This is a genomic window from Pseudoalteromonas sp. MB41 (genome assembly GCF_020966275.1).
Taxonomy (GTDB): Bacteria; Pseudomonadota; Gammaproteobacteria; order Enterobacterales; family Alteromonadaceae; genus Pseudoalteromonas; species Pseudoalteromonas lipolytica.
On sequence record NZ_JAJJZF010000005.1, the window covers coordinates 56,020 to 79,258 of the forward strand.

At 40.6% G+C, this 23,239-nt stretch carries 21 protein-coding genes; 16 read left to right on the forward strand and 5 right to left on the reverse strand.

Annotation, left to right across the window (positions count from 1 at the left end; genetic code table 11):
- Positions 1 to 98: 98 nt before the first annotated feature.
- Positions 99 to 2,711, reverse strand: coding sequence for a TonB-dependent siderophore receptor (locus tag LPA49_RS07790; protein ID WP_036972818.1), 2,613 nt, complete (start codon positions 2,709 to 2,711; stop codon positions 99 to 101).
- A gap of 292 nt (positions 2,712 to 3,003) precedes the next feature.
- Entirely contained in the window at positions 3,004 to 3,159 is a 156-nt protein-coding gene (locus tag LPA49_RS07795) for an oxidoreductase-like domain-containing protein (protein ID WP_075593321.1), read from the reverse strand.
- Between the two features lie 104 nt (positions 3,160 to 3,263).
- Here LPA49_RS07795 and LPA49_RS07800 point away from each other — a divergent pair, with 104 nt between their 5' ends.
- Positions 3,264 to 3,674: a hypothetical protein gene (locus tag LPA49_RS07800; RefSeq protein ID WP_036972817.1), complete on the forward strand. Its 411-nt coding sequence runs from the start codon at positions 3,264 to 3,266 to the stop codon at positions 3,672 to 3,674.
- A gap of 88 nt (positions 3,675 to 3,762) precedes the next feature.
- A complete protein-coding gene (locus LPA49_RS07805) occupies positions 3,763 to 5,124 on the forward strand; it encodes a M17 family metallopeptidase (protein WP_065979117.1) in 1,362 nt (453 codons plus the stop codon).
- A 3-nt stretch (positions 5,125 to 5,127) separates the two neighbouring features.
- Here LPA49_RS07805 and LPA49_RS07810 read toward each other — a convergent pair whose 3' ends face one another.
- On the reverse strand, positions 5,128 to 5,514 hold the full coding sequence (locus LPA49_RS07810) for a VOC family protein (RefSeq protein WP_036972994.1): 387 nt from the start codon (positions 5,512 to 5,514) through the stop codon (positions 5,128 to 5,130).
- Between the two features lie 78 nt (positions 5,515 to 5,592).
- Positions 5,593 to 6,666: a ketoacyl-ACP synthase III gene (locus tag LPA49_RS07815; protein WP_065979118.1), complete on the reverse strand. Its 1,074-nt coding sequence runs from the start codon at positions 6,664 to 6,666 to the stop codon at positions 5,593 to 5,595.
- Between the two features lie 161 nt (positions 6,667 to 6,827).
- Between LPA49_RS07815 and LPA49_RS07820 the strand changes: the two genes are divergently transcribed.
- The 13 genes from LPA49_RS07820 to LPA49_RS07880 all read left to right on the forward strand — a co-directional run bounded on the left by LPA49_RS07820 (position 6,828) and on the right by LPA49_RS07880 (position 21,093).
- Positions 6,828 to 8,126 carry an amidohydrolase family protein gene (locus LPA49_RS07820; RefSeq protein WP_326847791.1) on the forward strand — a complete coding sequence of 433 codons (1,299 nt, stop codon included), beginning with the start codon at positions 6,828 to 6,830 and terminating at the stop codon, positions 8,124 to 8,126.
- Positions 8,127 to 8,137: 11 nt separating this feature from the next.
- Positions 8,138 to 8,542: a DUF4440 domain-containing protein gene (locus LPA49_RS07825; RefSeq protein ID WP_036972813.1), complete on the forward strand. Its 405-nt coding sequence runs from the start codon at positions 8,138 to 8,140 to the stop codon at positions 8,540 to 8,542.
- Between the two features lie 17 nt (positions 8,543 to 8,559).
- Entirely contained in the window at positions 8,560 to 9,768 is a 1,209-nt protein-coding gene (locus tag LPA49_RS07830; protein ID WP_036972812.1) for an ATP-binding protein, read from the forward strand.
- The gene (locus tag LPA49_RS07835; protein ID WP_230236306.1) at positions 9,765 to 10,298 is read left to right on the forward strand and encodes a response regulator transcription factor; all 534 of its coding nucleotides are present in this window, start codon (positions 9,765 to 9,767) and stop codon (positions 10,296 to 10,298) included. The genes LPA49_RS07830 and LPA49_RS07835 overlap by 4 nt, the downstream gene beginning before the upstream one ends.
- A 151-nt stretch (positions 10,299 to 10,449) precedes the next feature.
- Positions 10,450 to 10,854: a DUF1761 domain-containing protein gene (locus LPA49_RS07840; RefSeq protein WP_036972810.1), complete on the forward strand. Its 405-nt coding sequence runs from the start codon at positions 10,450 to 10,452 to the stop codon at positions 10,852 to 10,854.
- Positions 10,855 to 10,897: 43 nt separating this feature from the next.
- Positions 10,898 to 11,149 carry a hypothetical protein gene (locus LPA49_RS07845; protein ID WP_036972993.1) on the forward strand — a complete coding sequence of 84 codons (252 nt, stop codon included), beginning with the start codon at positions 10,898 to 10,900 and terminating at the stop codon, positions 11,147 to 11,149.
- A 152-nt stretch (positions 11,150 to 11,301) separates the two neighbouring features.
- On the forward strand, positions 11,302 to 11,574 hold the full coding sequence (locus tag LPA49_RS07850; RefSeq protein ID WP_036972808.1) for a hypothetical protein: 273 nt from the start codon (positions 11,302 to 11,304) through the stop codon (positions 11,572 to 11,574).
- A 204-nt stretch (positions 11,575 to 11,778) separates the two neighbouring features.
- The gene (locus LPA49_RS07855) at positions 11,779 to 13,761 is read left to right on the forward strand and encodes a TonB-dependent siderophore receptor (RefSeq protein WP_230236308.1); all 1,983 of its coding nucleotides are present in this window, start codon (positions 11,779 to 11,781) and stop codon (positions 13,759 to 13,761) included.
- Positions 13,762 to 13,783: 22 nt separating this feature from the next.
- The gene (locus LPA49_RS07860; protein ID WP_036972806.1) at positions 13,784 to 15,523 is read left to right on the forward strand and encodes an ATP-binding protein; all 1,740 of its coding nucleotides are present in this window, start codon (positions 13,784 to 13,786) and stop codon (positions 15,521 to 15,523) included.
- A complete protein-coding gene (locus LPA49_RS07865) occupies positions 15,520 to 16,890 on the forward strand; it encodes a sigma-54 dependent transcriptional regulator (protein WP_230236310.1) in 1,371 nt (456 codons plus the stop codon). The genes LPA49_RS07860 and LPA49_RS07865 overlap by 4 nt, the downstream gene beginning before the upstream one ends.
- 205 nt (positions 16,891 to 17,095) lie before the next feature.
- A complete protein-coding gene (locus LPA49_RS07870) occupies positions 17,096 to 18,055 on the forward strand; it encodes a porin (RefSeq protein WP_230236312.1) in 960 nt (319 codons plus the stop codon).
- Positions 18,056 to 18,112: 57 nt separating this feature from the next.
- On the forward strand, positions 18,113 to 19,543 hold the full coding sequence (locus tag LPA49_RS07875) for an SLC13 family permease (RefSeq protein WP_230236360.1): 1,431 nt from the start codon (positions 18,113 to 18,115) through the stop codon (positions 19,541 to 19,543).
- 146 nt (positions 19,544 to 19,689) lie between these two features.
- Positions 19,690 to 21,093 carry a coniferyl aldehyde dehydrogenase gene (locus LPA49_RS07880; RefSeq protein WP_230236362.1) on the forward strand — a complete coding sequence of 468 codons (1,404 nt, stop codon included), beginning with the start codon at positions 19,690 to 19,692 and terminating at the stop codon, positions 21,091 to 21,093.
- 19 nt (positions 21,094 to 21,112) lie between these two features.
- On the opposite strand, the gene LPA49_RS07885 is transcribed toward LPA49_RS07880, so the two are convergent.
- Complete coding sequence (locus tag LPA49_RS07885) at positions 21,113 to 21,835, reverse strand: tetratricopeptide repeat protein (RefSeq protein ID WP_036972801.1); 723 nt, start codon at positions 21,833 to 21,835, stop codon at positions 21,113 to 21,115.
- Positions 21,836 to 22,380: 545 nt separating this feature from the next.
- Here LPA49_RS07885 and LPA49_RS07890 point away from each other — a divergent pair.
- A complete protein-coding gene (locus LPA49_RS07890) occupies positions 22,381 to 23,229 on the forward strand; it encodes a DUF6279 family lipoprotein (RefSeq protein ID WP_230236314.1) in 849 nt (282 codons plus the stop codon).
- Positions 23,230 to 23,239: the final 10 nt, after the last annotated feature.

Here is a 23,239-nt window from a genome sequence, read left to right on the forward strand (position 1 = left end):
ATATTATTATAATGTATATGATGAATAGCTGTTAATGTATATAAGCCAATGAAGATAAATCATCATTGGCTTAACTTACAAATGTATATTGTTAAATATTAAAATTTATAACTCGCTTTGACGTAGTAAAATCCGCCATTATAGTCAAATGGGCCACTTTCGTAGTATTTACCACCTACAATAGCTCGCGAGCCATATGAGCCATCACTAGATACTTCTTGTAACTTTTCAGCCTCAGTATCGAAGATATTATTCGCGCCTATAGACAGTGTAATTGCGTCAGTTGCATAGTAACTCAATTCAGCATCGAAGGTTACTGCAGAACTCCCTGTTTTAGACCAACCATAAGTGTCACCAATATCTGGCTCATCAGCATGTGTTGCAAAGTACTCGCCAAAGTAGTTTGTTCGAACAAACATACTGAATGTTTCCCAATCTTGTGCAAATGTAAATGTTGCACGATGTTCTGGTATGCCTTGTTCAAGACGTTTAACTTTGAAGTCAGAAGTGTATAAGCCAGCATTGTCAACTTCAGTACTGTTGTAATTGTAGGCTAAAGAAAGTTTAGTATCGCCACCGAACAGTTCCATTGTGTAGTTTGCTACAACATCAGCACCTTGTGTATGTGTGTCGAAGTCATTTGCAAAGAAAGTTATTGAACCTCCAAGTAACAACTCTGGGTTAGGATACTGACCTTGTAAAGCATTTACATCATTTTGGTCGATAAATAACTTATCTGTTTGTGCTATACGATCTTCTACTTTAATGTCGTATAAATCGACAGTAAGGAAAAAGTCGCCACTTTGATAAACGCCACCAATAGCAAAACTTTTAGACTCTTCTGGAGTGAGTTCTACACCACCTTTTTGAGCTGATACTGGGTGCGTAGGTGGGTATGTTGCTGATTGGATTAATTCACCATTAACAAGAGAAGTCTGGGTATTTACGACATTAGCTTGGCCTACCGTTGGAGCACGGAAACCTGTTGAATGAGATGCGCGAAGTGAAAACTCGTCTGTTATTGAGTATTGGGCTGTTACTTTATAATTTAATGTATCTCCGAATGTTGAGAAGTCTTCATATCGAAGTGCAGCACCAACTAAAAAATCTTCAGTTAAGTATGTTTCAACATCTAAATATGCGGCGATGCTTTGGCGTTTGCTTATACCTTGAGATTCTGGCGAAAATCCAGCGAAACCATGAGAGCCAACACTAAAGCCTTGTTCTGCTAAAGGCCCTTGTTGCCAAGAAACCTGTTCACCTGAAATAATTTCAAAGCTTTCTTGTCTCCATTCTGCACCAAAAGCGACGTTCAGCATCTCGTCTAAACCAACATCATATGCTTTTGAAATGTCTAGGTTGAATGCTTTTTCAAGCTGAATATAAGAGCCAGCTTCAAAACTATTATCAGCAGGTTGGTTAGCTCCTAATGATGGGTTTACTGTGTTAACCAGTGTGTAGGTTGATTTGTTACGGCCAACCGAACCACTGAAATCATAATAAGCGCCATCTAAAAAACCATCTTTAAACTCGCCTTTAGTACCCATAGTTAAAGAGGTATCATTTATCTCGCCAGTGAAAAGCGGAGTATAGCCCCCAGGGAATAATTCGTTGAAAGCCCAGCAGTTGTCATTATTAGCTACATTATCTATGTAATCTTGTTGAGTTAAAACATTACCTGAAGTGATTGGAATATTTGGACAGGCATCACTATTACCATCCATAGCACCTACTAAAAGGTTTCCGTCAGCATCGGTGTAAACGCCGCCTCTATTTTGAGGATTACGATAATAATAGCCCCCTGTTGCAGTTCTATCTGAATAGTTACCGAACATGTAGAAACTCTTTCCATCGCCCAGGTCTAAGCCAACATTAGCAAACAGAGTTAGATCATCATCAATCTCTGGGTTACCCCAAGTTTGTGCAGGATCATTAACTGACGTGTTACCTGCAGTGATTAAAGCTGCTGCATCTGGGCGCTGTAAAGTACGGCTTGTTGCATCTGCAGTTTTATATTGAAAAGATAAATTAGCAAAACCTTCGTCAGTGAATGGTAGACCAACATTACCATCAATTACTGTCTGATCGCCATCACCTTCGTAATACTCTCCTTGGCGCACAGAGAAAGAGCCACCTTCAGAGGCATCTTTTAATACAAAATTCATTACACCTGCTATTGCATCAGAACCGTACTGTGCTGCTGCACCATCTCTGAGCACTTCGACTTGCTTCATTGCAACAGAAGGGATTACTGAAATATCAGGGCCTTGTGCACCATCATTTACGCCGCCGCCTTGAAAAGCAATTACCGACGCGCGATGACGACGTTTACCATTAAGTAGAATAAGAGTTGAGTCTGAAGATAAACCCCTTAAGTTAACTGGACGAATAAACGATGCAGCGTCTGAAATAGGCTGCTGTCGAACGTTAAATGATGGAACAGATGCTTGAAGCATATCTAACATATCAGTAGAACCATTTTTGCTCAGTTCATCCCCACTAACTATATCAATAGGAACAGGTGAGTCACCGATAGAACGCGGCGCTGAACGAGTACCAACTACTGCGATTTTTTCAACATTTTTGTTAACTTTAGTCTCTTCGGTTGACTCATCTGCAGCAACCACAGAACCAGACACAAACAGACCCGCTGTTGTCGTGGCTAAAGCAAACTTAACAGCTTGTTGTAGCATATTATTTTTTAATTTCATTCTGACTTCCCCAGTTAGAATAGTTATGATTATGCCACCAAATAGGTATTCGAATTTGGTGTAACTAACTTATACCTACTGTTAATTTAATTTGCAAATTATTAACAATATGTTTTATTTTGGGTAACTTGGTCGTGTTTTTTGCAATTATTTAGGATATGTTACTGAAAACGAAGGTGATAAATTATTCGTTGTTTTATTAATAGCAGTCAGAACTTATTATGAGGGCTTTAAAAAATTAAAATTAATGATTGTTTGTTCGTTTTTTGCACTAAAACTGAGTTGGAACGGTTTAATTATTTTGCTTTGATTCGTTTTTTAATTGCCACTGTCGTAATTTCTCACGGTATTCATCCCAAACACATGGGCAACAACTACCGCCTCCACAACATTCGTCAGGCGCAGGTTTTTGTGGCTTAGGTTCATTTACGTGGCGATCTTGGCACATTTAAAAAATAAAACGAGTTAAGAAAAGTGTGCGAAGGGTAAAGCAAAATCTACTATAAGTAAATTATGCTTTGTGAAGTGAGATGCTTATGTGAAAATAACCGAATGCGATTATATAAAGTTATTCATCGGGCCCCATTTCGAGTGGCTAAAATTACCAAAAAGCGTCAGCAATTACGCTTTAAGCGCGCTATGGTGGCACTTAAAATCGCACTTGCCCAAGAAAAGCAAGAAACCAAAGAAATGCTGCAAATCTATAGACGTTATACACAAGGCCACGCAACTAAAGAAGAGTTGCATACGGCTAATGAACAATTTTTAGATATTCTAAAAGGGATTGGGCTGGGTGTGTTTGCTGTATTACCTTTTGCTCCCATTACGATTCCGCTAGTTGTAAAACTAGGGCAGTGGGTTGGTGTTGATGTTCTTCCGAGTTCATTTAATATCAATAAGTCACTTAAAGAGATAGATCAGCAAGTTGCAAAAGAAGAAGCCGAAGAAAAAGATCACAAGTAAGCTGCGTTTATCAATCTGATTTCGCCTATACCCTTTAGCTCAAGTTATTGGTATGCTTAATTACCTTTTCTTTATATTGAGTCGTTTAATGAGTTCATTAATTCGTCATTCTTCTACGGGTATTCCGCTCTCTTTCATTGAAAAAACGCATTTAGCATCGTGGTTATCTGAACAGCCGCAAGCTTTGCAAAACTGGTTAAGTAATTGCGACTTTAAAAACAAGGGGCTTGCGCTCGTAGCTGACAGTGAATCAGGTGATTTGGTTCATGTGTATTGCCTTGTAAACGATATTAACGATTTTTGGCTTGCAGGTGACTTGTCGACTAAATTGCCGGCTGGTTGTTACCAAATTCAGGGTGACAGTGCCTTTGTCGAACAGGTTGCACTTGGCTTTATGTTAGGTGGTTATGAGTTTAGTGAATATAAAGAAAAACCATCGCCACGAGCACAACTTGCTATCAGTGATGAAAGCCTTGCCAAGCGCTTGACTGAATTCGCAAGCGCAATAAATTTAGTACGCGATCTCGTAAATACACCTGCAGCTGATATGATGCCACAACATTTATCACAAGTGATGGCTGACTTAGCTGATAATTTTGATGGTGAGTTTAGTGAATGGGTTGGCGATGAGTTGCTTGAGCAAAATTATCCCACAATTCACATGGTTGGCCGTGCAAGTGAAAACAAACCACGTTTGTTAGACTTACGCTGGGGCGCAAAAGATGCTCCTCAAATTACCCTTGTGGGTAAAGGGGTGTGCTTTGACTCAGGCGGTTTAGACTTAAAACCAAGCTCGGGCATGCGCAACATGAAAAAAGACATGGGGGGCGCAGCTCATGTCATTGGCTTAGCGCAGCTAATTATGGCAGCGAACTTGCCGATACGTTTACGTGTCTTGGTTCCTGCTGTAGAAAATGCTGTATCGCGTAATGCATTCAGACCGGGTGATGTTATTAAAACCCGAAAAGGTATCACTGTTGAAATTGATAACACGGATGCCGAGGGGCGTTTAGTGTTATGTGATGCGTTAGCAGAAGCACAAAACGACAATCCCGATCTTATTATTGACTTTGCAACGCTCACAGGAGCGTGTCGTATTGCACTTGGTACTGAACTGCCAGGCTTTTTTGCGAACGATAACGAGGTGGCCAGTAAGTTGATGAGCGCCGGAGAAAAGTGCTTTGATCCTGTTTGGCAGTTGCCTTTATTCAGTCAATACAAAGCGTTATTAAAGAGTGATGTGGCTGATATTGCGAACTGTGCATCAACCCCATTTGGTGGAGCTATCACTGCTGCACTTTACTTAAAAGAGTTTATCGAACCGACTACGCCTTGGGTTCACTTTGACGTTATGGCGTGGAACTTACGCCCATTGCCTGGTCGTCCTGTGGGAGGGGAAGCACTCGGTATTCGTGCTGTATTTAACTACCTACAAGACCGTTTTCAATAAGTGTTATATTTGATACAACTCTAACGGTAAATCATCGGGATCAGCAAAAAACGTAAATTGCTTCCCGGTGATTTCATCGACACGAATATCTTCCACATCTACACCTTGTTGTTCTAAGTACTGTTTAGCTTCCGTTATATTGGCCACTTTAAAAGCTAAATGGCGCAGTCCTTGTGCTTCAGGATAACTTGGTCTTGTGGGCGCATTTACAAATGAAAACAACTCTATTTGACTGCCGTCTGGCAGTGCAAGGTCTAGCTTGTAAGAATCACGTTCTTTTCGGTACTGCTCATGGATAATTGGCAATTTTAAAATTTCAGTGTAAAAGTGTTTTGAATGCTCATAATCACTACAAATAATCGCTACATGGTGAACACCTAATAATCCGATTGTTTTCATATATCAACAGTATCCTTGAAACAAAAAAGCGCGGACAATTGCCGCGCTTAATTCATAATATATAGCTTGTTATTCAGCCGCTTTACATGCTGCAACAGCCGGCGCAACAAGTTCTAAGCCTGTTTTATCGCAGGGTGGAAGGCTTGCGTCTGAAATTGAGATAGGCGTTACGCGCTCGCCCCATTTAATGTAGCTTGCAGCCCACGTTAAACCGGCACCAAATGCCGCAGACATAATATTCGAGTTTGGTTTTATAAGGCCTTGCTCAACAGCTTCGCAAATCGCAATTGCAATCGTTGCAGCTGATGTATTACCGTAATCAGCAATGTTGACCATTACTTTTTCGTCAGCCACCTTTAAGCGCTGCTGAATAGCTTGAATAATGCGTAAGTTTGCTTGGTGCGGAACAAGTACATCGATGTCATCAAGTTTTAACTGCGCTTGATTAAGCACATCATCACACGCTTCGCTCATACCTTTAACGGCACGTTTGAAGATTTCACGGCCTTCAAATAATAAGTTAGACGGGCCAATTGGCGCGTACTTATTAAGGTCGCTACCAAAATTTTCGATATGCAAAATATCACGATCTTCGCTATCACAGCCTGTTTTAGTTGCCAATAAACCAGATGGAGTATCAGACGCTTCTAATACAACAGCGCCCGCACCATCACCAAATAATACTGCACTGTCACGACGTTCCCAATTGATGTACCAGGTCATGCGCTCTGCTGCGATAACCACTGCTTTTTTGATCATACCAGCACGAATTTGTGCAGTAGCTGCTTGTAGTGCGTATAAAAAGCCTGAACATGCCGCGTTTGTATCCATTGCTGCTGCACCCACCGCACCAATATTCTTTTGTACAAGTGAGGCTGTATTAGCCACCATTGTTGAGGGGGTACATGTTGCGAGTAAAACAAGATCAATGTCTTTCCCATCAACACCTGCGCATGCAAGTGCGTGTTTTGCAGCGACAGTAGCTAAATCAGCAGTGCTAACGTGGCTTACACGACGAGACTTAATACCCGTACGTGTTGTGATCCATTCATCGTTAGTATCAACTATATTGCTGATTTCGTCGTTGCTAATGCTTGCTGGTGGTATACATTTACCCCAGCCAGTGATTTGGGCATAAGACATAATGTGTTCTCTTTATGTGGTCAGACTTGTTAAAATTTTGCCGAAGTTATATCAAAATTCACTTGTTAAGACTAGCGTAACACACTGCTATGTCGCAAATAATGGCTTTTACTCGGTATTTAAGTTAAACCTAGTATAAAAATGAGGCGAATATGAAAAAAATAAATCTAAAAATAGGCACCTTATCGGTACTGGTTTCTTTGTGCACATTTTCAGTGAATGCTGACACGTTGCTGATCCATGCAGGGAAAATGTTGGTCGGCGTTGAGCAAGCTGTAAAACAACAACAAACCATCGTGATCGAAAACGATAAAATTACAGCAATTGAAGCTGGTTATTTAACTAAAGAGCAATTAAATCTTACAGATGCAACGATTATTGATTTAAAAAATCAGATGGTGCTACCCGGTTTAATCGATATGCATGTGCACTTAACATTTGAACGAGATACTAAGCGAAACCCCCATCAGTGGTTAACTGAGTATGAAGCGGATGATGCACTGCGTTCACTCAAGTATTTAAAGCGCACAGTCGACGCAGGTTTTACCTCAGTGCGTGACTTAGGCAGCCGTTATCAAGTTATTTTTCCATTAAAGCGTGCAATTGAGCGGGGTGATGTACCTGGGCCAAGAATTTTTGCGGCAGGCGATATGATTACCCCAACGGGAGGGCATGCCGATATGCACGGGTACCGCCGTGATGTTAGCCAAGCCATTGGCGGTGGGTTAGGCGTGTGTAATGGCGCTGATGATTGTACTCGAGCCGTAAGAGATGTAATAAAAAGTGGGGCCGATGTCATTAAAATCACTGCCACGGGTGGGGTGTTGAGTAATACAGCTGCCGGTGTTAATCAGCAGTTTACCGATGATGAACTTACTGCAATCGTTAATACGGCTCATCACTTAGGTCGCCCAGTTACTGCACATGCACATGGCACAGAAGGTATCAAAGCGGCTTTACGGGCGGGTGTAGATTCAATTGAACACGGCTCTTTTTTAGATAAAGACACTGTAAAGCTATTTAAGAAACAAGATGCGTATTTAATCCCAACATTACTTGCAGGTGCTACAGTCAAACAAGAAGTATTAGAAAACCCCAACATGCCAAAAGCAATTGCTGATAAAGTTGAGTTTGTAGCTCCAAAAATGGAGGCATCGTTTAAATTAGCGTTAAAAAATAAGGTTAAAATAGCATTTGGAACAGATTCAGGCGTATCAAAGCATGGTGATAATGCAAAAGAGTTTGAGTTACTTGTTAATTATGGCATGACACCAAAAGAAGCAATAAAGTCAGCCACTGTCGAGGCCGCTAAATTATTAGGGCAAAGCGAGCACCTTGGTGACTTGAGTGTTGGTAAACAAGCAGATATTATCAGTGTTAATATGAATGTACTTGATAACATTAGTGAACTTAGAAATGTACGCTTTGTTATGAAAGGCGGAGACGTGCTCAAACAGTAAGGGTAACTACGATGAGCGGTAAAATTAAAGCAACGTTATTTAATCAGCTCATTGAGGCTGAAAGGCAATTGCTAGAACCTGAGATCCGTCAGTCTGCAGATGCACTCGATGCGTTGCTCGATGATGACTTTATTGAAATTTCAGCTAATGGCACGTCGTTTAATAAGTTTCAGGTTTTAACACGTTTACCGACTGAAGTCGTTCCTCAGTTTTATAATCAACACTTTAAAGGGCGGATGCTGAGTGATGAGATTGCCCAATTGAGTTATCAAGCTGCTTTTAGGCGTTCCGCCCGTGCTGAGTTTAATTATTCAATTCGCATGTCGCTATGGCGCTTTAATGGTCAACAATGGCAAATGGTGTTTCATCAAGGAACACCTTGCGCTCCCTTTACTATTTCTATGGATGACGATTAAGTCTCTTAACGCTTTTTATGCAAACTGATCCGGCGATTAGCCGCTTACTTACTTTAAGAAGTGCAGCTATTGCTGTGCAATTTTTTGCTGTTGTTTCGGTATACTTTTTATTTGATTATCAAGTTGCCATCTTCCCTTTACTGGCTGTGATTAGTGTTGAAGCACTGTTCCAATTGCTCAGTATTTTAGCGTATCGCAAAGTGAACCACGCGAAACCGATTGCCGTGTTGATGCAGTTGACTGCTGATATCTTATTTTTATCGATATTGCTGTCTTTGAGTGGGGGCGCCACGAACGCATTTGTGTCGCTGTTACTTTTACCAATTATGATTGCTGCCGTGTCGGTTAATGGTAAAGGATTAGCTTATATAGCTGGGCTTGCCATCGCGGCGTATAGCTATTTGCTGTTTAAAATGCCTGATCACAGTATGCATCAAATCGACATGACTCATCACTTTATTGGGATGTGGGTTAACTTCGTAATAAGTGTGATTGTAATTGCATTTATAATCGGTGCGCTAAATCGGACGATTAAAGCACGCGATGCCACTATAGCAAGAGGCCGAGAGCAGCAGCTCAGGCACGAGCAATTGTTAACATTGGATGGTGCAGCTGCACAAATTACCCATCAGTTAGCAAGTCCTATTGCAAACCTGCAATTTCTTTACGAAGAGCTTAAAGAGCAGCAAGCTGACGAGCCCATTATACAAGAAATGGCCAAGCCATTGGAGCAGTGCAATGAGCAACTAGCGCATTTTAGAGCGCTATCATCTGCGCTTAGAACAGGTAAAACGCAAACAATAATACCGGTCGATGTGCTGCAAAAAGAAATAGCAGATGCTGCATTATTACATCATCCAGAACACACGCTTGAATGGTTAAATGAGCCACCTAAATGCACTATTCTGAGTGATGCAATGTTATTACCCGCTATTTTGAATTTGCTACAAAATGCAGTATTAGCAAACAATCAGCAGCACTCTCACATAGAAGCTCGTTGGCAGTTTAACGCGGATTCGGTTTCTTTATCTTTACGTGATTTTGGTCAAGGTTTAAGTGAGCAACAAATGGCAGCATTAGGGGGTCAACTTATGCCGAGTCAACATGGTATGGGGATGGCAGTAATGCTTTCTAATGTGACTTTGGAACGCTTAGAAGGCTCACTTACAGTGAGTAATCATAAAGAGCAGGGGGCTGTAGCTACAATCACCCTGAAAGTGGCATGAATTTATTAATAATCGAAGACGACATTAATCTAGCCAACACGCTAGCCAGACGCTTTACAAAACATGGCTTTTGTTGTCAGCTTGCCCAGAGTTGTCAGCAAGCAATTGACATTTGTAGTGCTTTTTCACCCAGTCATTTTTTAGTCGATTTAAAGTTAAAAGATGAAAATGGCTTAACGTTAATAAAGCCAATGCGCCAGCAATTTCCGCGTTCACGCATTATCCTTCTAACAGGCTTTGCAAGTATTGCCAGTGCGGTTGAAGCGATTCGTCTCGGTGCAGATGATTATTTACCCAAACCCGTCGATTTTGTATCGTTATTGAGAACATTACTTGAGGGCAGTGAGGCAGAGCAACCTACCCATACTCTGCCACAAACACAAATAATGTCGCCAGAACGACTCGAATGGGAACATATTCAACACGTATTGCATCGTAATCATGGCAATATATCTGAAACAGCAAGGCAGTTGAACATGCACAGACGAACCTTACAACGTAAACTTCAAAAGAAACCCGTTCAGCAATAAAGATGATATTTAAGTATTGTTAAATTAAGTAGCACAACATAAAAAAGGTATTTAGTATTAGAACCAAATACCACTCGTCACATTTGATTTGCTGCTTTGGGATTCCTTAACTAAAGTCAAATTAACCCTATTGGTTGTATGAGTCTGGTGTATGGATTTTTCTCAACTGAATTTTTTTGCCGTATTTCTTGCTGCGCTTGCTTCTTTTCTTCTTGGGGCTGTTTGGTATTCTCCGTGGTTTTTTAAACGCATTTGGATGGAGAGCTGCGGTTTAACAGAGCTTGATCTTCAGCAAATCAATCATGTCATGGTGTTTGGTGGCAGTTTTGTGCTGTGCCTATTAATTGCTTTAAGTTTATCTTTATTTATTGGTAGCAATGTTAATGTAGGCGTTGCCGTAGGCACAGGGTTTATAATCGGTTTATGTTGGGTAAGTTGCGCACTTGGCATTGGTTATATTTTTGAGCAACGACCCCTTAAATTGTTTTTAGTGAACGCTGGCTATTCTATTTTACAGTTCTCTTTAACGGGTTTGGTTTTGGGGCTTTGGCCATAGACATGATAGCATGAGTTTTTTAATCGCGTTTAGTGTGGAGTTTATGGCTAAACCCAATAAAAAAGGCCCGACGAAAACCGTTGATATATTTTGTAGTCAGTGCAAGTGCCAATTATTTAAATACCGCAAAGGCGGCAAAGGTGCATTAGTTAAGTGCTTTGTTGAACGTATAAGCCAAAATTTTACAGCACAGACGGGTGTTTGCCCGCAGTGCCATCGTCATTTTGCCCGCGAAACAATGATAAGAGGCACACCCGCATTAAAAATTATTGGCGGTAAAGTGACACATAAGTAGCTTATACATAGAATGCGGACATTTATCCTCGTTTAAGTTATCTGCTTTGATACCATTGTTCGGTTTGCTGTTTCAATGAATGAAAACAACCCTCCCCATGGATTGGGCCAGTTGTTTGGGTATAAACAAATGAACAATATGGATTCACGTACGTGATAGCACTTTTATTTGATATTATTGGTATGACGGGTACTTTCTTGGTAGTAGGTGCCTTTTTCATGTTACAACTAAATAAAGCATCCCCGACAGGGCTTGTGTATAACATGATGAACTTAACTGGCGCGGTGCTGCTGTTAATTAGTTTGTGTTATAACTTTAACTTGGCCAGCTTTGTCATTGAAATATTTTGGATTGCGGCATCATTGATTGGCTTATACAAATATCTTAAAACTAAGCGCAGTGAGCGTGTTAAGCAGTTTAGCTAATTGAGACGTTAAACTAATGATACAAGAGCCCATAACTATAAAGTACATGGGCTTTTTTATTACACCAAGTACAGAGCGTCAAAGACTGTATAAAATTAAGTGAATTGGTATAAAAAGATTGCAAGCTTACCCATCTTTTGTATTAATAGTGTAAACAGAGTGTTGCAGTGCAACATTTAATCATTATTACGGGTGTCTCGCAGCATGAAGTTTTTACTATGTTCAACACTTTTTTTAATCGCAAATTCTCCAACAGCGCTATTCGGCGCAGAAGCTTCTGAAGATGAAGATTTATTTTCACTAAGTTTTGAAGATTTACTCGATGTACATGTTGATATTGCGAGTAAAACAGCGGAAACCCTGTCATCAGTTCCTTCAACAATGAGCGTGTTTACCCGTCAGCAAATTCAAGCGCTCGGTGTTGATAATGCGTATGAAGTGATGAATTTTGTTGCGGGTATGCAATCAACCCGCGGTGATTGGGTAGGGGCTGTGCCTAAAGATCATGCCCGAGGAGTATACCTAGATAGTGGTAATGTGTTGGTGATGATCAACGGTGAGCGCGTCAATGAATCATCATTTGGTAAGGCTTCTGTCTACATGCCTTACATACCCATTGAGGTAATAGAAAAAATAGAGTTTATTCGTGGGCCGGGCTCTGCTTTATACGGTAGTAACGCCTTTTTAGGTGTGATGAATATTGTCACGACAAAAGAGCGTAATGCATTACAGGCTGTAGCAGGCAACAATGGTCGTTACGGAGCAACAGCACAGTTCTATAAGCATTTTAGTGACACGGTGTCGGCGTATGCGACGTTATCATACGAAAGTAAATCGGGTGAACGCTACCCACAAGACGTAAAAGACCCTCTAAAAGCGGTGTATATTGAGGCAGGGTTAGATTATAAAAAACTTTCACTTCATACACGTTACAATGAAACGCAACTTGATGAGTTTTTAAATCTTGCCGGTTATTCGAAACAAAACCAACACACCAGTGATAATACGTTTATAGGCATTAAATATAATTGGCTTAATACCGATAAATTCAAGCTAGATAGTCATTACTCTTACAGTAAACATGCAATATCAACGGCTGGGTTGATTGCTGAATTTGACGATATGCCAGACTTTTTATTAGGGCCCGATTGGCAAACCTCTGACAGTAAATTTTCAACAGAATTAAGTTATCAGCTTGATAATCAATGGCAATTAGCTGCAGGCGTTGAATATGCTGAGGCAAAGCAGCAAAAAGCCGGTGTACGTACTAACTATTATGATAGTGACTCACAACAAGTTATCCTCGCGCCTGCTTATTATCAAAATGGGATTGTACGTATTAAAGATTTTCCTTTATTTGCGTCATTAAAGTATACCTTTGAAACGGTGAGTGCTTACGGGCAATTAAAGATTCCATTTTCTGATTCGTTCACGTTCTTTATAGGGGCACGCTATGATGATGTTAAAGATATCGACAGTAAATTATCACCTCGATTAGCAAGCATTTACGAAATTAATCAGTCACATACATTAAAGCTTCAATATGGCGAATCGTTCAGAACACCGGTGACGAATGAACTTTTTTCAAATGACTCTGTGACGAAAGGTAATCCATCATTACAATCTGAATCAGTTAAAACCACTGAACTTGTTTGGCACTATCAAAACGCGACACTTCAAACAAATGCGGTACTTTTCTATAATGAACTTAATGACTTTATTGAGACTGTGCCCTTTCAAGGCAGTGACACACTGTTCACTTTTGAAAACTCACTCAACACTGATAACCGTGGTTTAGAGCTGGATGCTACATGGCAATATAATAAAAAATTTGCGCTTACGGGAACCTATACACACTATTTCCATGAGCCGATAAATGCCAGTTTTAAACGCTTTGCCAGCTTAGTTACCCGTTATAACTTAAACGATAGTTGGCAACTAAGCCTAAACATTTTATGGCGTGACCAAGTGAATGCGGCTTTATTAAACGGTGATGAGTTTAACCAATCGGCTTACAGTTTATTAGGAGGCACGGTTAAATGGCAATTGAATACGCATAGTCATTTAATGTTTAAAGCTGAAAACGTATTGGGTAAAAACTATAACGTGTTTGATCCACGTGTTGAGAATGGCTCTGTCGCTGGTACAACAGAAGAATTATCGCTACACTACCAAATCAATTTCTAGCAGTGTCGTGTTTAAGGTCTGAATGTCATCATTAAGTAAAAAGTTAGTTGCGGCAGGTGCTATTTTAATATTGCTGCTTGTATTGGTTTTTTACATTGGTCGACAACACGATTACACAAAAGCCAGTCAATTAAGCCGTGTGCAAGCGGTGCAATTAAGTCACTATTTTTCAAGTGAACTTGAACGGTTTCAAACGATCCCTGCCTTAGTGAGTGCTAATGATTTAGTAAAAACGTTTGTAACTAACCAAGGTGTTGGTGAACAAGCCGTCAATTATTATCTTGAAGATATCCAGCGTGCAAGTGGTGCATCAGATGTTTATTTAATGGACTTATCTGGCTCTGTTGTGGCCAGTAGTAATTGGCAAGTCGATTACACCTTTCTTGGCAGTAACTTTGCGTTTAGGCCGTATTTTTATTTAGCGAAAAAAGGTGAAAAAGTTGCTTACTTTGCACTAGGAATGCGCTCAAGTGAGCGGGGTATATACTTCTCTGAACCGGTTATTGCAGACGGTAAAGTTATTGCCGTCGTGACATTAAAAGTGAATGCAAAAAAGTTTGAGCAAGACAGGCAATTGCTAAATGCGTCAGACAGTACGCACTTTCATATTTCTCTTGAAGACAGTGTTATCGTGATGTCTGATGTGCAAAGCTGGCGTTTAAATTCGTTAAAAGCGCTTAGCGAAAAGCAAATGGAAACGCTTGTAAGTTCAAGGCGATACCTATCACATACGCCAAGTTTATTAGCTTATACTTCTAAGCCTTTAAGTGATAATACGGCTGAGCAAACCATCGAAATAAATAATAAGCGAGTGCGATTTATTAGCGCGTTCGAAACCATCGATATTATTAATGCGAAAGCCAGCGTGCTGGTAGATATAAGCGGTTTAGAAGTTGCACAAATACCACGTTTACTGTGGTTTAGCGTGTTTTATATGATAGTTGTCGTGCTGATACACATGAGTATGGTTCGTTTCGCGGGTTATAAAAAACTCTTATTTTCAAGACACAGTCTTGAGCAAGAAGTGATAGAGCGTACGCATGCACTCGAAAAAGCGCAAAAGGCACTTGTCCAAGCTGCTAAGCTGGCTACGATAGGCCAGTTAAGTGCGGGTATTAATCATGAAATAAACCAGCCATTAAGTGCAATGAACACTTATTTAGTCAGTGCAAAGCGACTGCTTATGAAAGGCAATATTGAACAAGCATCAGAAAACCTCGTATTGGTGCAATCGCTCATTGAGCGTGTGCATAAGATCGTTGCTCAACTTAAGCATTTTAGTAAGCCTGCACAAACGCAACTGCGTGAACAGAGCTTATCGCGGATGCTTAAAAATGCATTAATGATCGCCAGTGCCCAATTAAAGCAAGATGATATTGATGTTAAAACAGCCGACATCTCAGAACATATCACGGTATGGGTCGACAGTGTAAAGTTTGAACAAGTATTAGTGAATGTAATCACCAATGCCAGCCAAGCGATGGCTGAATGTGAAAAACGCGAATTGAGTTTTGAGCTTGAATTATTTGACGACAGAGTGAAGTTTTCGATATTAGACACAGGCCCAGGCATTGACCAACATGCATTAGGCAGTATTTTTGAGCCATTTTACAGTACCAAAACCAGCAATGGTTTGGGGTTAGGGCTGTCTATCTCCCGACAAATTATCGACTCATTCAATGGTCGATTAAGTGCCCATAACCGCCCTGAAGGGGGCGCACAGTTTATTATTACACTACAAAGCAATAAGGAAACCTCATGAGTTTAGTTGCCAATGCCTGCCAACAGGTGATCGTTATTGATGATGAAGCGGTGATCCGTGATTCATTAAAGCAACTGCTCGAGATTGAAGGCTATCAGGTGCAATGCTTTAGCGAACCAACGGCGGCGTTATCTAAACTAAGTCGTCGTTTTGAGGGGGTTGTATTAAGCGATATTAATATGCCTAAGATGGATGGTTTAACCTTTTTAGAACAAGTTAAGGCATTTGATAGTGAACTACCGGTTATTTTTCTAACGGGCTTTGCAGACGTGTCTGTCGCAGTAAAAGCCATGCAATTAGGGGCTTATGACTTATTTGAAAAGCCGCTAACTGAGCAGCTATTAGATTGCATTGCGCGAGCATGCGATAAACGCGCGTTGGTGATGGAAAACCGTGCATTGAAAATTGCAGTCGAAAAAACATCAGCTCCTGGTGTGCGAATTTTGGGTGAAACCGAACAAATGCAGCAGATGATGCATTTACTCAATGCCGTGATTGATACGCCAGCAGATGTATTAATTGAAGGCGAAACAGGCACCGGGAAAGAGCTAGTTGCTCGCTACCTCCACGACCAAAGTAATCGTTCATCAGCAAATTTTGTTGCCATAAACTGTGGCGCAATTCCTGAGCAGTTAATTGAGAGTGAGTTATTTGGTGCAGCCAGTGGCGCGTACACGGGGGCAACACAATCACGACAAGGTAAGTTTGAATTTGCTAAAGGGGGAACGGTATTTTTAGATGAAATAGAATCGACCCCAGCAAGTTTGCAGGTTAAGTTATTACGCGTGCTTGAAGAGCGAAAAGTTACTCCCGTTGGTGACAATCATGCTGTTGATCTTGATGTGCGTATTGTTGCAGCAACCAAGGTTGATCTACTTTCTTTAGTCGAAGCGGGTGAGTTTAGAGCCGATCTTTATTATCGACTGAACCTCGTTAAAGTGAGTATCCCTGCGTTACGTGATCGTAAAGCTGATATACCGTTGCTGTTTAAACATTTTAGCTCCATTGCGGCGACTCGATTCCATAAACCACCTGCAACACTGAATAGCGAAGCTAAACAACGTCTGTTAGCCTACGATTGGCCTGGCAACGTGCGTGAACTTAGAAACCAAGCAGAACGCGCTGTTTTGTTGGGCTCTGACTTAGCATTTGCCACTAATAATGATAGTAACAACGTAATCCAACTCGCCCAAGATCTCAGTCTCGCTGAAAAAATGAGTTTTTATGAGCAGTCACTGATTGAAGAAGCACTTGAGCGAAACAATGGCAGTATTAAAAATACCATGCAAACCCTGCAAATCGCCCGTAAAACACTCTATGACAAAATGAGTAAGTACGGTATTAATCGTGAAATGTTCAAGGATTAAGCAATCACAAAGTGGGTGTGGGTGGATTAAGTGACATCGCATCTTAAAAAATGTGTGGAAATCCGCACATAAAAACAATGCCAATAAATTGATTTAATCATAACTATATGTATTTTAAGTTTTTTAAATTTATTGTGTGAGTTGGCAATTAATTTGCCTCTAGTGTTAGGAACAACAATTTGAACCTAATATAAAGGGGCGCATAATGACAACAATAGTAACTTATACAAAAACTCGCGTTGCAGCGGGTATAATTTTAGCGTGTTTTGCAAGCTCATCTATGGCTGCTGACTACGCTGTATATGGAAAAGCCGAAGTTCAAATAGCCAACACTGATACTGGTGTGATGCGCTATGCTGATGAAGGTACGCAAATTGATGCACCTTTTTCTCGTATAGGCATCAAGGGCAGTCATAAACTCACTGAATCATTAAAAGCTGTGTTCAAATACGAAGTACAAGTAAAAGGCTTTGAACACGATGATACTAATGAGCCATTCTCAGCACGTAATACATATTTAGGCTTAGCGGGCGATTTTGGTGAAGTCGTCGTTGGTCGTAATGACACGCGCTTTAAATATTCAGAAGGCAAACTTGACGGTTTTAACGAAACACAAGCTGATATTGCGCAGTTGATCCCAGGGCAAGACCGGATTGGCGACACCATTACCTATAGCTCTAAAACATATGCGGGTGCTTCATTAGCGTTAACATACGCGCCAAAAGACGATAGCAGTAATGATGAGTTAGGGTTTGCTGCAACCGTTATTTATGGTGACCGTGCATTAAAATCAGCTAATTATTATGTTGCAATCAGTCATGTTGATGCTCTTAATAAATTAACGGCAAGTCGCGTTGTCGCGGCGTGGAAACACGAAAATCTTCAGTTAGCCGGTTTAATCCAACGTAGTGAATCAACAGACGGGACTAAAGAAGGCAATGGTTATGCTGTAAGTGCAAGCTATGCAATTGATAAATGGGTCCCTAAATTACAATACGTAAAAGACGACTCTAAAATTCGCCATGCTGAAGAAGGTAAACAATGGACAGCAGGTGTTGACTATGTATTTGATAAACAAACAACTGCATACTTATTCTATACTGATTTAGACCTTGATATTGAATCAGATAACAGCATTGCACTTGGCCTTAAGTACAAGTTTTAAGGAGTCGGTATGTCATTAGTTAATCAAACAAAAGACGGCACAGAGCAACGTCCGTTGATGACCACTGTGATGCTTTTATTGGGTCCATTAGTGATGCTATTAACATGCTTAATAGACCCACCAGCAGGGATGAGTGAACCCGCACTTAGAACAGCAGGCCTTGCATTTTGGATGGCATCTTGGTGGGTGAGTGAGGTTGTGCCAATTCCAGCTACTTCATTATTACCACTGGTTATATCACCTCTTGCTGGTATTGCAGCAATCAAAGGGGTTGCAGCACCGTATGCTCACCCTTTGATCTTTTTATTCTTGGGCGGTTTTTTAATTTCTATCGCGATGGAGCGTTGGGGGCTACATAAACGTATAGCACTTAATACAATGCTTCGTGCGGGAACAAAACCTAGCCTACAAATTTTAGCGATGATGTTGGTGACGGCATTTTTATCAATGTGGATGTCAAATACAGCCACTGCGGTGATGATGCTACCGATTGCTATGTCGATCACGATGTTAGTAAAGCAATCTAATCCTGATAACGACCAATTTGGCAAAGCATTATTACTATCTATCGCGTATGGCGCGAGCATTGGTGGTATTGCCACATTGATTGGTACTCCGCCAAATGCATTAATGGCAGCGTACTTATCAGATAGCTATAAAATTGATATTGGTTTTGCACAGTGGATGAAAGTGGGTGTCCCGCTTGCAACAGTCATGCTTATCTTGTGCTGGGTATGGTTAACTAAGTTTGCTTATAAAGTGGATACACCGTGCGCGCAAGATGCGAGCCAAGATACTAAATCATTATTTTCAACCCAGCTTAAAGAGCTTGGCGTAATGCAGCGTGCTGAAAAAGGCGTGGCAATAGTGTTTGTACTTGCTGCAGTGTGTTGGATTTTCAGACCGTTATTGGCTGACTCAACAGGGTTAAAAATATCGGATACAGGCATTGCGATTGCTGCTGCTTTACTGCTGTTTGTGTTACCTGCTAATAAAGGGGATGGCGAGCGTATTCTCGATTGGGAAAGTGCAGCAAAAGTGCCCTGGGGCGTGTTATTACTGTTCGGGGGTGGTTTAACACTTGCTGCGCAAATTAAATCATCAGGCCTAGCAGAGTACATCGCTCACATGATTGAAGGTGCAAGTGTGATTCCGTTAGTACTGAGTGTCTTGGCTGTTGCAACATTGATTACTTTCTTAACTGAGATCACAAGTAATACCGCAACTGCTGCTGGTTTCTTACCGCTATTAGGTCCGGTTGCTGAATCTGTATTTGGAACGCCTTTAGTGTGGGTTATTCCTGCAGCGATTGCATGTAGCTGCGCATTCATGATGCCTGTTGCAACCCCTCCTAATGCCATTGTGTTTGGGTCAGGGCAAATTCAAATGCGTGACATGATCCGATCAGGCTTTGCACTTAATATCATTGCGATTGCGATGATTACGCTAATTACAATGACCTTCGCGGCCGCTGTGTTTGGCTTTTAAGATACATTTATAATATCCAACCTATTCCAACCAACAACAGCGCTCACCCTGAGCGCTGTTTTTTTACTTCTATGAAAGTTGCGGCGGTTATTATTGATCGCTATAGTTGAATTTGTCGCTATTCAAGAGATCACATTTTGACTGATATTCAAAGACTTCTACATTCTCAATTCCAGCAACTCAATCGTACTTTTTTGGCTGAACCTTATTTGCCAATCGAGCAGCGTATTAGCATTTTAAAACAGATAAAAAATAGCCTGATTACTAACGAGCAAGCCCTTGTTGCGGCGACGAGTAAAGATTTTGGATACCGCACTGCTTTTGACACCGTACTGGGTGATTTATTACCGACAGTAAAACTCATCAGTGACACAATAAAACGGCTGCCCAAGTGGGCTCGCAATGAGTCGCGTGGTGTGGGTATTAGTTTGTGGCCCTCTAAAGCTCATATTAATTATCAGCCAAAAGGTGTTGTCGGTGTTATTGCGCCGTGGAATTATCCTATACAGCTCGCACTGGTTCCTGTCATTACCGCGTTAGCGGCAGGTAATCGAGTGATGCTAAAAGTCAGCGAATTTACACCCCATACCAATGAGATTATAAAGGATATATTTTCTGGTGAGTTAGCAGCGCATTGCCATATTGTTGAAGGGCAGAGCGAGGTTGCTGCGGCGTTTAGTGAACTGCCTTTTGCACACATATTATTTACAGGCTCCACAACAGTAGGTCGTAAGGTGATGCAGGCCGCGAGTCAGCATTTAACACCGGTTACTTTAGAACTTGGCGGTAAATCACCGGTTGTGATTCTTGACGATGTGAATATAAAATCAGTGGCGAAAACATTGCTGTTTGGCAAGCTAAATAATGCAGGGCAAATTTGTGTTGCACCTGATTATGTATTCGTGCCAAAAAAACATGAGCATCAATTACTGCAACAGCTATGTGAGCTCTATAAACAGCATTTTAAAGACGGCGTTGAGGGAAAAAACCTAACTTCAATCGTCTCTGACTCTCAATATCAGCGTTTAAAATCATATTTAGTGGATGCTGAAGATAAAGGGGCTCAAATTTTTAAGCCGCTTGAAGAGAATCAATATGACGATTTAAAACATCGTTTGGGTTTGCATATATTGACGCAAGTTAATGATGCGATGAACGTGATGCAAAATGAAATATTTGGCCCATTACTGCCGATAATGAGCTATGAATCATTGCAACAGGTTATTGACTATATAAATAGTCACCCTCATCCCTTAGCATTGTATATTTTTGGCCACGATAAAGAGAGGATTTCGTTTGTGAGTCAGTCGATTCGCAGTGGCACCTTGGCAATAAATGATGTGTTGATGCAAGTGACCGCAGATCAGCTTCCTTTTGGTGGGATTGGTGAATCAGGAATGGGTCACTACCATGGAATAGAAGGGTTTAAAACTTTTAGTCATGCCAGAAATACATTGGTATCTGGTAAATTTAATCCAAGAACACAGCTATTGCTTAAGCAAAATAAATTGCTTATTACGCTATTAAAATGGATGTACTTGCGTCGATAGACGCAAGTACTTCGTGTCATTATAAACGACCGTCAGGGGCGTATAATCCCGCTTGTATTTTTGCGTAAATAGCGTCGGCTTTTTCTTTTGCAGCTTCAACTTCTGCTGGCATCATGTTTCGCTCGTCAAGTTTACGACTATGACTGGCATCCATATTGCCATTGTATTCAGCAATTGTGTTCCAAATATATGACTTTTCAAGGTTTTTTGGAACGCCCAAACCATCATAATACATTAACGCCATATTATACTGCGCAAGCGTAAAGTTATTTGCAGCAGCCTTTTGATACCAGCTCATTGCTGTGCGGTAGTCCTGTAAAACACCTTCACCATTGGCATACATAACACCTAAATTATATTGTGCTGCAGGGTGGTTTTTTTGCGCTGCCATTTCGTAAAGTGATATTGCTTTCTCTTTGTCTAGTTTTACCCCTTTACCTTCTTGGTAAAGTACACCAAGTGCAAACATTGAATCTGCGTGAACTTGCTTAACGGCTTTTTGGTAAAGCTCTGCTGCTTTACGGTAATCACGCTGAACACCGAACCCACCTTCGTACATTTTAGCTAATTCATAAATAGCGGGTGCATAGCCACGATCTGCAAGGTAATTAAATTCTTGAAGTGCTTCTTCAAAACGTCCTTCATTCGCTGCGAGTTGAGCATCTTCTAGGCTTGCATTGGCAAACGGTGAAAGAAGTAACACGCTGCTTAGCAATAGTGATTTTAAATTAGGCTTGATCATAGTCTGCCTCCAAATGTGTGTTTAAATATCAATAATTAGGGTATTGATAAAAGCCTTGCCGTATCAGCAAATGGGCAAAACATATTGTTAGTTTAGACCCAACTACTGCAAATGCCTAATTTATAGACACCGACACGCTTAGTAATTAACAAGTAGGCTTAAGATACAGATTTTAATAGAAAAACTAAAGAAATAAAAAAAGCCCAGAGTGGGCTTTTTGAGGTCATATCTACCGTCACCGATATGAGCAATGTAGCAAGTAAAGTGTAACGTTTTATGTCGGTGCTCGGGTCGAGGAAGCAACCATCATTCAAGAGTCACGTCTTGAACAAACTTGGTGGAACAGCATCAAACCCTTGTAGGTATTGAAACTGCGGTATAAACAGTTTAGCGAACCAAGTTGTTGATAACGATTATTACTTAGGTTTAACTGTTCGTCAATAGTTAAATGAGAATTAATTTCATTAAAATGCAGGCATTGCATATTTACACTCTCTATCAACTTGCTAAAGTAATTAGACAGGAACAGGATTTTACAAATACAAATGAAAAAAATATCAAAGTACCTTATTGCACTTAGCATATTGCTTGGCATTGCAGGATGTTCACCTAGCTTTACCTATAACAACCTTGGCTGGTTGTCTGGGTTTTGGATAGACGACTATGTCGACTTGAATAGCGACCAAGCAGATAAGTTTAAACACATAGTCCAAACTAGCCGTGATTGGCACAGAGAAACGCAATTGCCTTTGTACAAGCGTGATCTCGAACATTTAAAATCATTACTTGATAAAAATGTTAGTCATGATGAATTAAAAACCCATTTCTTAGCTGCCAAACAGCATTGGCAAACATTAGTGACAAAACTTGAACCTGAGTTAATTGCATTAGCAAATACCTTGTCTTACAAGCAGCGTGTTGAGTTTGTTGCTGCGTTACAAGAGAACATTAACGATGAATATGAAGAGCATGAACAAAAAACGCCAGCAGAACATGATAAAGCGCGTTTAGATGACAACCTTGATACCTATAAAGAGTGGCTTGGTACAAAGTTATCAACTGAACAAAAAACATTGGTTGTCGATTTCACTCATCAGCGTGTCGATACTTTTTTGCTCTGGATGCAGTACAAACAAAAACGTTTAGATGCACTTAAAACGTTATTTTTACAAGAAACCAAGCCCGCCGATTTTGATCAACAACTTGCGGTTATTATTAACGACCGAGTTGCGTTCATGAGCCAAGCACTTATTAACGCTGACGACAAAAATTTAGAGAATTACGTGAAACTATTGTTAGCACTTAAATCCACATTAACAGACAAACAGCAAAAAAATGTACGCAATGAATTTAATGATCTGATCGAAGAAGTGACAGCGTTAATCAACGATTAGTTGTTTATTT